This window comes from Prevotella sp. oral taxon 317 str. F0108, assembly GCF_000162415.1.
Taxonomy (GTDB): Bacteria; Bacteroidota; Bacteroidia; order Bacteroidales; family Bacteroidaceae; genus Prevotella; species Prevotella conceptionensis.
Map to the genome: position 1 here is coordinate 1,035,258 of NZ_GG740072.1, position 10,822 is coordinate 1,046,079.

The window sequence follows — 10,822 nt, forward strand, 5'->3', positions numbered from 1 at the left end:
AGTAATAATTGTTTGCTTTCGTCGATGATAGGCTTAAAGGCTTGTCCTTTACGATGGCCATGTTGCGCCATCTTTTGGTCTGTACCTTGTATTTAGCCTTAAATTAAGCGTTGACAAAGTTATGAAAAATATGGAATAACACAAACTTATAAGTTGAAAATTTGCTCAATTCGCATATTTTTTGCAATTTTGCATCCGTTATGCCCTTACCTTTTCATATAGATATTGTAGACATTGTATTCAAGGGAATACTTATTGGTCTTATTGCCTCTGCCCCGATGGGGCCTGTGGGGGTGCTTTGCGTTCAGCGAACCCTGAACAAAGGCAGATGGTATGGCTTTATCACAGGCATTGGTGCGGCGGTAAGCGATATGATTTACGCCTTGGTTACTGGCTATGGTATGAGTTTCATCATGGATCTCATCACCGCTCCGCGCACGCTTTTCGCCCTTAAAATATCGGGAAGTGTGTTGCTGATGTTGTTTGGGATTTACTGTTTCAAGTCTAATCCCACCAAGAAAGTGCATTACAGCGGTAAGGGCAAGGGCACATTGATACACAATGGCATAACCGCTTTTCTCGTTACTTTCTCTAATCCACTTATCATTTTCCTCTTCATGGCCACCTTCGCGCAGTTTGCCTTTGTTGTTCCCAACAGGTCGTGGCTGATGATTGGCGGATATACAGGCATTGTTTTGGGCGCGCTGATATGGTGGTTCGGGCTTACTTGGCTTATCGACAAAGTGCGTGGAAAGTTCGATAAAGGCGGAATTGTACTCATCAACAAGATTATCGGCAGCGTGGTTATCATTTTTTCGGTGATATTCCTCATCGGCACGATATTCAATCTCTACACTTTCGAATACTGACGCGTACCACCCGCCCGTAGCCGTTTATGCCCCTACTTATATAATAAGGAGTGGCCTATTCATCCCTAGCAAACATCAATAAATGTACATCGCCAAACAACTAAGAGAAAAAAGCATTGCCGAATACATATTATATATGTGGCAAATAGAAGACCTTATACGCGCATACGGCTGTTCGTTGCAACGTATCAGGCACGAATACATAGACAAGTTTGACTATACCCCCGAACAAAAAGAAGAAATGCTCGACTGGTACGGCAACCTTGTGCGCATGATGAACCAAGAAGGGAAACGCGAACGGGGACATCTGCAAATTAACGCCATCATCGTTAAGGACCTGATGGACCTGCACAACCAACTGATGCAAAGCACCAAGTTTCCCTTTTACAATACGGCATATTATAAGGTGCTGCCCTTCATCGTTGAACTACGCAACAAGGGCGACAAGCAAGTGAACGAGATTGAAACATGCCTTGATGCGCTTTACGGCGTGATGTTGCTGAGATTGAAGCAAAAGGAGATTACCCCCGACACCATGACTGCCATCAAAGAAATTACCACCTTTGTGGGGATGCTCGCTGATTATTATCAGAAAGACAAGCGAGAAGGACTGGTTTTTGAAGACGAATAAACATAATCACTGTATAAATGAACATTTTGATTACAGGTTGCAACGGCCAACTAGGAAACGAAATACAGCTACTGCAAGCGCAATATGCACAACACACGTGGTTTAATACCGACGTTAACGAGTTAGACATCACCGACAAGGCCGCCATCGAACGCTTTGTTGAGGCGAACGAGATTGACGGCATCGTGAACTGCGCTGCCTATACGGCCGTAGACAAGGCCGAAAGCGACCCGCAGCTGGCGCGAAAACTGAACGCCGACGCCCCTGCTTTCTTAGCAGAGGCCGTAGCCAAACGCGGCGGATGGATGGTACAGGTGTCTACCGACTACGTTTTCAACGGCACTAAACACACGCCATACGTGGAAACAGACGAGCCTTGCCCTAATAGCATTTATGGACAAACGAAGTTGGAAGGCGAACAGGCCGTAAGTAAACTCTGCCCAAACGCCATGATTATAAGAACGGCTTGGCTGTACAGCGAGTTTGGAAACAACTTTGTGAAAACAATGATTCGCCTAGGAAGAGAACGCGAACAACTAGGCGTTATCTTCGACCAAGTGGGTACGCCAACCTACGCTCACGACCTTGCTACGGCGATAATGACGGCCATAGACAAAGGCATTAAGCCTGGCGTTTACCACTTTTCTAACGAGGGCGTAACAAGTTGGTACGACTTTACCAAGAGCATACATCGCCTAGCAGGGATAAATACTTGCCAAGTATCTCCCTTGCACACCGCAGAATACCCTACCCCAGCCTGTCGCCCCGCATATAGCGTACTCGACAAAACGAAGATTAAGGACGCTTACGGCATCGAAATACCCCATTGGGAGGAGTCGTTGGCCAAGTGTATTGCCAAACTTTAATCCCGAAATTAACACGGTTAACAAAATAACGGGGCTGTCAACTGAATAACGGCTCTGCCAACTCGTTAACCCGTTAACTTGTCAACTTTGAATAAGAACACTGTAAATAATGACTGAAATAGAAAGAAGACGAACCTTTGCCATCATCTCTCACCCCGACGCAGGTAAGACAACACTCACTGAGAAGTTCTTGTTGTTCGGCGGACAGATACAGGTGGCAGGAGCTGTAAAGAGCAATAAGATAAGAAAGACGGCCACATCCGACTGGATGGACATCGAGAAACAACGTGGCATATCGGTTTCTACCTCGGTGATGGAGTTCGATTACGAAGGCTATAAGGTGAATATCCTGGACACACCCGGACACCAAGACTTCGCCGAAGACACTTATCGCACACTTACAGCGGTAGATTCGGCCATCATTGTTGTGGATTCGGCCAAAGGTGTAGAAACGCAAACGCGCAAGCTAATGGAGGTTTGCCGAATGCGCAACACTCCCGTGATTATCTTTATCAATAAGATGGACCGCGAAGGACGCGACCCTTTCGACCTGCTTGACGAGTTGGAAGAGGAACTGCAAATAAAGGTTAGGCCTCTTTCGTGGCCCATCAACCAAGGCGAACGTTTCAAAGGGGTGTTCAATATCTTCGAAAACCAATTGCAATTGTTCACGCCCGACAAGCAACGCGTTACCGAAAAGGTGGAGGTAGACGTAAATAGCGACGAACTAAACGAACATATTGGTGAACAAGATGCGCAGAAACTTCGCGATGATTTGGAGCTGGTAGACGGCGTTTACCCCGAATTTGACGTGGAAACCTATCGTGCAGGGCATGTCGCCCCTGTGTTCTTTGGCAGCGCACTCAACAACTTTGGTGTTCAAGAGCTGCTCAATTGCTTTGTGCAGATTGCTCCAAGCCCCAAACCCACTATGGCCGAAGAGCGCGAAGTGCAGCCCACAGAGCCGAAATTCACGGGTTTCATCTTCAAAATAACGGCAAATATCGACCCCAACCACCGCTCGTGCATCGCATTCTGCAAGATATGCAGTGGTAAATTTGTGCGAAACCAGCCCTATCGACACGTTCGGCTCGACAAAACGCTGCGTTTCAGCAGTCCAACACAGTTCATGGCGCAACGCAAAAGCACCATCGACGAAGCCTATCCTGGCGACATTATCGGCTTACCCGATAACGGAATATTTAAGATTGGCGACACATTAACCGAAGGAGAGTTGCTACACTTCCGCGGCTTGCCATCGTTCTCGCCAGAGATGTTCAAGTATATCGAGAACGACGACCCCATGAAGGCCAAGCAATTGAACAAGGGTATCGAACAATTGATGGACGAAGGCGTGGCACAACTCTTCGTCAACCAATTCAATGGGCGCAAAATCATCGGCACAGTTGGTCAACTTCAATTCGAAGTCATCCAGTATCGACTTCAAAATGAGTACAATGCCAAATGCCGTTGGGAACCCGTTCACCTGCACAAAGCCTGTTGGATAGAGTCTGACGACCCCAAAGAACTGGAGAATTTCAAAAAACGCAAGTACCAATATATGGCCAAAGACCGCGAAGGGCGCGACGTATTCTTGGCCGATTCGGGCTATGTGTTGAGCATGGCGCAGCAAGATTTCGAACATATCAAGTTCCATTTCACAAGCGAATTTTAGGCGTTATCACGCCACAAGTAAGCCCTTGCCATGCCCAAGGCGTGGTATATTTTGCAAAAATCTATGCTTGATGTAAAAAGAAAATCGTATTTTTGCAATCAAAACGACAACAAATTAAAAGGTATATGATAAAGATAACATTTCCGGATGGCTCCATCCGCGAGTACGAAAAAGGCATTACCGGCTTGGAAATAGCAAAGAGCATCTCGCCAGCCTTAGCGCGCGACGTGCTGTCGATTGGCGTAAACGGCAAAACTACCGAGCTTAACCGTCCCATAAACGAAGACGCAACGATTGCGCTTTACAAGTGGGACGACGAGGAAGGGAAACACACGTTTTGGCATTCGTCGGCTCACCTGCTGGCCGAAGCCCTGCAAGCACTCTACCCTGGCATTCAGTTCGGCTTTGGTCCTGCCGTAGAGAACGGTTTCTTCTATGACGTAATGACCAAAGACGGAACGCCCATCAGCGAGAACGACTTCCCTAAAATAGAAGAGAAGATGCGCGAATTTGCCAAGAGAGACGAGGCTATCGTGCGCCGCGAGGTGTCGAAATCCGATGCGCTGAAAGAATTTAAGGAAGACGGGCAGGAATATAAGTGCGAACATATTGACCTCGATTTGGAAGACGGAACTATCTCTACTTACTCACAAGGAGCGTTTACCGACCTCTGTCGTGGCCCACACCTCATGTCCACTGGCCCCATTAAGGCCATCAAGCTCACGAGTGTGGCCGGCGCATTTTGGCGTGGCGACGCTCAGAAAGACCAGCTAACGCGTATCTACGGCATCACGTTCCCCAAGAAAAAGATGCTTGACGAGTATCTTGTTATGCTTGAAGAGGCCAAGAAACGCGACCACCGCAAGATTGGAAAAGAAATGGAACTCTTCATGTTCTCCGAACGCGTGGGCAAAGGCTTACCCATCTGGTTGCCGAAAGGAACAGAACTCCGCCTGCGCTTACAGAACATGTTGCGTAAAATACAGAAACGCTTTGGTTATCAAGAAGTAATTACCCCACATATCGGCAGTAAGAACCTCTATGTAACTTCGGGGCACTATGCGCACTATGGCAAAGACTCGTTCCAGCCCATACATACGCCCGAAGAAGACGAAGAGTACATGCTTAAACCCATGAACTGCCCACACCACTGTGAGGTATTTGCATGGAAACCCCGCTCGTATAAAGACCTGCCCCTGCGTATCGCAGAGTTCGGCACGGTTTACCGTTACGAAAAGAGTGGCGAGTTGCACGGACTTACCCGCGTTCGCTCGTTTACACAAGACGATGCCCACATCTTCTGCCGCCCCGAACAAGTTAAGAACGAGTTCCTGCGCGTGATGGACATCATCCAGGCCGTATTCAAAATCTTCCATTTCGACGACTTTGAGGCGCAAATAAGTTTGCGCGACCCGAAGAACACCACGAAGTATATTGGTTCTGACGAAGTTTGGGAAGAAAGCGAACAGGCCATTATCGACGCTTGCAAAGAAAAAGGTCTCGATGCAAAGATTGCTTATGGCGAAGCGGCTTTCTATGGCCCTAAACTCGACTTCATGATAAAGGACGCTATCGGACGTCGCTGGCAACTGGGTACAATACAAGTAGACTACAACCTGCCCGAACGCTTTAAGTTGGAATACACGGCCGAAGACAACACAAAGAAAACGCCCGTAATGGTTCACCGCGCACCTTTCGGTTCGATGGAACGTTTCACGGCTGTTCTTATTGAACACACCGCAGGCCACTTCCCCTTGTGGCTCATCCCCGACCAAGTGGCCATTCTGCCCATCTCTGAGAAGTACAACGACTACGCACAGCGTGTGGCTAAGTACTTTGACAGCGTTGGCGTTCGTGCAACGCTCGACGTTCGCAACGAGAAAATCGGCCGTAAGATACGCGATAACGAAATTAAGCGCGTGCCTTACATGGTTGTTGTCGGCGAAAAAGAGGCTGCCGAAGGACTTGTTTCGATGAGAAAGCAAGGCGGTGGAGAGCAAGCTACCATGTCGATGGAAGAGTTTGCTAAACGCATCAACGACGAAGTTGCCACCCAATTAGCTGCTACCGACATCCATCCTAACGACTAAACGTGTGCACGACAACGTGTTAACTAGTCAACTTGTAAGCTTGTAAACGCGCTAACTAAACAGCCGACTTATGGTCTACACTTCGCAACAGACCTGCGAATGTTACGTCCATAAGTCGGTTTTTATATTCCAACACTTCCCCCTTTCACCACATCCATAGTGTGAAAGTACTTTAACAAGGAAGGAAAAAGAACACGTATCTGTAAAATAATCAATGAATTATTTTGCTTGTTGCGCGAAAAATCGTACTTTTGCAGCCGCTTATCATAATATTGTTGAATGAAGAATGAAAGAATAAAGAACCAGTATCGCGTAAACGAGCAGATACGCGCGAAGGAAGTACGCATCGTAAACGAAGGCGGTTCCACTGTTATGCCCACACGTCAAGCACTCGACATGGCACGCAGCCAAGGAGTGGACTTGGTGGAAATATCACCCAACGCACAACCTCCCGTTTGTCGCATCATCGACTATTCCAAATTCCTTTATCAGCAAAAGAAGCACGCAAAGGAAATGAAAGCCAAGCAAGTGAAGGTAGAAGTGAAAGAAATCAGGTTTGGACCGCAAACCGATGAGCACGACTACAACTTCAAGCTCAAACATGCCAAGGAATTTTTGGATGCCGGCAACAAGGTTAGGGCTTACGTTTTCTTCCGTGGACGTTCCATTCTCTTCAAAGAGCAAGGCGAAGTCTTGCTTCTACGTTTTGCCAACGACTTGGAAGAATACGGCAAAGTAGAGCAGATGCCCGCACTCGAAGGCAAGAAGATGTTCCTTTACATCGCTCCCAAGAAAACAGGCGTAGTGAAGAAAAGTCAGCAAAAGATGGATAGAGAAAAGCGTGAGAACGAAAGCAAAAACGCTGAAACAGAAACCAACAGCACTGACAACGGACTATTTGCTAACGCCAAAAACGGCGAAGACGTGCTTAAAAAGCTACAAGCAGAATAAACAAGCGCAAAACAAAGCCCACACAAAAGACAAAAAGAAGAGGTGCGTAACGCCGGGTATATGCGTTGCCACCATATATAAATAACAAATAAACAACAAAAAAATGCCAAAAGTAAAGACAAATTCCGGCGCAAAGAAGAGATTTCGTTTCACCGGTACGGGTAAGGTTAAAAGGAAACATGCTTACCACAGTCACATCTTGACTAAGAAGACAAAGAAGCAAAAGAGAAACTTGGTTCACTCAACTCTCGTTGATCGTGCAGACATGAAGCAGGTTCGCGACTTGCTTTGCTTGCGTTAAACATTAGTCAAACATTTTTAAGTTAAGAAGAAAGTATGCCAAGATCAGTCAATCATGTTGCTTCTAAAGCAAGAAGAACTAGAATTTTAAAGCTTACAAAGGGTTACTATGGTGCCAGAAAGAATGTTTGGACTGTAGCCAAAAACACCTGGGAAAAGGGTCTTACCTACGCTTATCGCGACCGTCGCAACAAAAAGCGTACGTTCCGTGCATTGTGGATTCAGCGTATCAACGCTGCCGCTCGCTTGGAGAACATGACCTACTCTACCCTTATGGGAGCATTGCATAAGGCCGGTATCGAAATCAACCGTAAGGTGCTTGCCGACCTCGCAGTTAACAACCCCCAAGCTTTCAAGGCTATTGTAGACAAGGTGAAATAAAACAAATTCACAACCATAAGAAAGAGGACGCATCTATATGTGTCCTCTTTTTTTGTTGCAAAGGGTGAAAAGATGGTTTAAAGGTGAAAGGGTGAAAGGGTGAAAAGGTGAAAAGATGGCTTTCAAAGGTGAAAGGGTGAAAAGGTGAAAAGGTGAAAAGATGGCTTTCAAAGGTGAAAGGGTGAAAAGGTGAAAAGGTGAAAAGATGGCTTTCAAAGGTGAAAGGGTGAAAAGGTGAAAAGATGGCTTTCAAAGGTGAAAGGGTGAAAAGATGGTTTAAAGGTGAAAGGGTGAAAAGATAAAAGGTGAAGATAATTGCGCCCATTAACTTGTTGCCCTGTCTCTCTCAAAAACTTGTCTTATTGTCAACTCGTTAACTCCCAATTCGTCAACTCTTCAACCTATCAACCTATCACCCCATCAATTTATCAACTTGTAAACTTGTCAACTTCCCTACCTGTTAACTCCCCAACCTGTTAACTCCCCAACCTGTTAACTCCTCAACCTGTTAACTCGGAAACTCACAAACTTTAAACTCCCTACTCGCCAACTTATCAACTCGTCCACCTGTAAACTCATTAATCCGCCAACTCAAAAACCCACCAACTCAAAACTTAATTTATTGTTTTTATTTTACAACGCTGCTCGAAATTTCACTCCATTCTAGCGAGAATAAAGTTTAAAAAGCAGGTAAACTACTACTGTTTCTTGCTTTTCACGCCTTCTAACCTGTCTGCTTTTACGAAAAAACCTGCATTTTGCACCATTTAGCCCTTCTAGTTTGGTTGCCAGCTCGTAATTTTTCAAGCCCAACAACTACCTTCTTACCCCTAAAATCCCACGTTTTAACGACCATTTTGCCCTTTTCGGCCATATTTTTAATGGTTCATAAAGGTTTAATTTATACCATTGCGGCGTATATTTATGCTTTTCGTCTTGCATTCAGCACCATTTTGCACTGCATTTAGCACCATTTTACCCTGTATTTAGCATCAAAACGCACTGCGTTTTGCACCATATTGCACTGCGTTTTGCACCATATTACACTGCGTTTTGCACCAAAACGCACTGCATTTTGCGACATATTGTACTGCAATTAGCAACAATTAGCCCCAAAAATGGGGTAAATGACGGCTATTTTAAATAAAAATTCATTTTAACAACATCTACAACCAACCTCGTTTTGCATGAAAACAAACCCTCACGAGAATCGATTTTTTGCGACAAGCTGAGCGGTTGGTGACCAAATAGGGCATTCATAGTGTTAAAATCATTACCGAAAACCAGACAAAAACCATTATGCAATGTACACGCACATGGGCAACGGTACGGAAAGCACGTACGCTTACGGCCACCAGCGCGAGCGGTTGCAGTACATGCTGCTCACGGTCAACAGAGACCACATCATGTAACGCAGAAGTAATCTGCCATTGGACAGTCTGTTTTCAACTTGCAGTCTATGCACCACCAAAGAATAAGATAAATCTGCATAAACAGCACCTAAAAAATACAGGGGATGCTGTTTTTAGAGCCTGCTCAAAAAGATTGAGAGATGCCATACAAAGAACAATTGGCGTTATAATCGTTCATATTTTCCAAATAATTATCCATTACGCGCACTCTTCTAGGCATTGACAGCGAAAAATCGCTTACGCAGTTGACTATTAGCAGGATATTTTGTATTTTTGCCTTGGATTACAGCATAACACATGAGCAGCAAAATAAGGATTAAGGATATAGCAAAGATGGCCGGCGTGTCAGTTGGAACAGTAGACAGGGTACTTCATGGCCGTCCAAACATTTCGAAAATAGCAAGAGAAAAGGTTGAGAAGGTGTTGGCCCAGATTAACTACCAACCCAACATGTATGCCAGTGCCTTAGCCTATAACAAGTCGTACACGTTTTATCTCCTCGTTCCACAGCACGAATCGGAGGCCTATTGGGAAGAGATTGAAGAGGGAGCAATGAAAGCAGCCGAGGTAAGACGCGACTTCCACATCAACGTTGAGGTGATGTACTACGACCGTTTCAACGCCGAAACCTTCGTAAGCCAAGTTAACCATTGCCTCTCACTCAATCCCGACGGCGTAATTGTTGTGCCTGCCCAACTAGAAATTACGCGCCCATTCACAGACAAACTGCACGAACGCAACATCCCATTCGTGATGCTCGACTCGTACATGCCCGACCTTCAACCGCTCTCATTCTATGGCCAAGACTCACTGGCTAGTGGATATTTCGCTGCAAAAATGCTCATGATGGTTGCTTACAACGAAAGCGAAATAGCGATTGTGAAACAAACCAAAGACGGAAAAGTGGTAAGTAAGCAGCAAGAAAACCGCGAAACTGGGTTCAGAACGTACATGAACGACCATTTTCCACAAATAAAAATCACCGACGTGAACTTGCCTTTGGAAACGGGTAAGCACGAATACGCCGACATATTGGAAGATTTCTTCGCCCAAAATCCACAAGTGCACCATTGCATCACCTTCAATTCGAAGGCACATATCGTAGGCAAGTTCCTACTTCAAACCAATAGGCGCAACGTGCAGATAATGGGTTACGACATGGTGGGCAAGAATGCGGAGTGCCTTAGGCAAGGCAGCATCTCGTTTCTCATTGCCCAACACGCCTACATGCAGGGCTATGCCTGCGTTGAAACACTGTTCCAGGCCATCGTACTTAAAATGGAGGTCGACCCCATTAACTACATGCCCATTGAACTGCTCACAAAAGAGAACGTAGACTTTTATCGCCGAACGCAACTCTAAGGCCGTAGACCGACAAACGCATTCGAATTGGGCCACAACCATAAAAGCTCGGCCATGCTACAGCACGAAAGCACATCGAAAGGAAGATGCGCTAAAACAGAGAAAGGCGCAACAAGCAACGGCATTGCCTGCAAACCCAAGCAACACGGCGTTGCAAACGAGCACAACACTGATAACAACACGGGGCAAACAAAGAGGTGGAGGACTAGAAAAGCCGCTCTTCCCCACCCCAGCGAAACGCCCCCTATGCACCAAGCCGTTGCACACCAACGTTTTCGTTAAGCC

The 10,822-nt window shown here is 46.0% G+C and carries 10 protein-coding genes; 9 read left to right on the forward strand and 1 reads right to left on the reverse strand.

What is annotated here, in order from left to right; genetic code table 11:
* Positions 1 to 200: 200 nt before the first annotated feature.
* The 9 genes from HMPREF0670_RS03810 to HMPREF0670_RS03850 all read left to right on the forward strand — a co-directional run bounded on the left by HMPREF0670_RS03810 (position 201) and on the right by HMPREF0670_RS03850 (position 10,537).
* Entirely contained in the window at positions 201 to 869 is a 669-nt protein-coding gene (locus HMPREF0670_RS03810) for a LysE family translocator (protein WP_009229852.1), read from the forward strand.
* Between the two features lie 82 nt (positions 870 to 951).
* Positions 952 to 1,500 carry a DUF4924 family protein gene (locus tag HMPREF0670_RS03815; protein ID WP_009229853.1) on the forward strand — a complete coding sequence of 183 codons (549 nt, stop codon included), beginning with the start codon at positions 952 to 954 and terminating at the stop codon, positions 1,498 to 1,500.
* 17 nt (positions 1,501 to 1,517) lie between these two features.
* The gene (rfbD, locus tag HMPREF0670_RS03820) at positions 1,518 to 2,366 is read left to right on the forward strand and encodes a dTDP-4-dehydrorhamnose reductase (RefSeq protein ID WP_009229854.1); all 849 of its coding nucleotides are present in this window, start codon (positions 1,518 to 1,520) and stop codon (positions 2,364 to 2,366) included.
* Positions 2,367 to 2,475: 109 nt separating this feature from the next.
* Positions 2,476 to 4,041 carry a peptide chain release factor 3 gene (locus HMPREF0670_RS03825; protein WP_009229855.1) on the forward strand — a complete coding sequence of 522 codons (1,566 nt, stop codon included), beginning with the start codon at positions 2,476 to 2,478 and terminating at the stop codon, positions 4,039 to 4,041.
* 125 nt (positions 4,042 to 4,166) lie between these two features.
* A complete protein-coding gene (gene thrS / locus HMPREF0670_RS03830; protein ID WP_009229856.1) occupies positions 4,167 to 6,131 on the forward strand; it encodes a threonine--tRNA ligase in 1,965 nt (654 codons plus the stop codon).
* 279 nt (positions 6,132 to 6,410) lie between these two features.
* Positions 6,411 to 7,082 (forward strand): translation initiation factor IF-3, encoded by a 672-nt coding sequence (infC, locus tag HMPREF0670_RS03835; protein WP_009229857.1) that lies wholly within the window; start codon positions 6,411 to 6,413, stop codon positions 7,080 to 7,082.
* A gap of 103 nt (positions 7,083 to 7,185) precedes the next feature.
* Complete coding sequence (gene rpmI / locus HMPREF0670_RS03840; RefSeq protein WP_009229858.1) at positions 7,186 to 7,383, forward strand: 50S ribosomal protein L35; 198 nt, start codon at positions 7,186 to 7,188, stop codon at positions 7,381 to 7,383.
* 35 nt (positions 7,384 to 7,418) lie between these two features.
* Positions 7,419 to 7,763: a 50S ribosomal protein L20 gene (gene rplT, locus HMPREF0670_RS03845; protein WP_009229859.1), complete on the forward strand. Its 345-nt coding sequence runs from the start codon at positions 7,419 to 7,421 to the stop codon at positions 7,761 to 7,763.
* 1,709 nt (positions 7,764 to 9,472) lie between these two features.
* Positions 9,473 to 10,537, forward strand: a complete 1,065-nt coding sequence (locus HMPREF0670_RS03850) for a substrate-binding domain-containing protein (protein WP_009229860.1) — start codon at positions 9,473 to 9,475, stop codon at positions 10,535 to 10,537.
* Positions 10,538 to 10,594: 57 nt separating this feature from the next.
* On the opposite strand, the gene HMPREF0670_RS16975 is transcribed toward HMPREF0670_RS03850, so the two are convergent.
* The coding region (locus HMPREF0670_RS16975) for a hypothetical protein (protein ID WP_232213852.1) at positions 10,595 to 10,822 on the reverse strand (228 nt) is incomplete at its 5' end.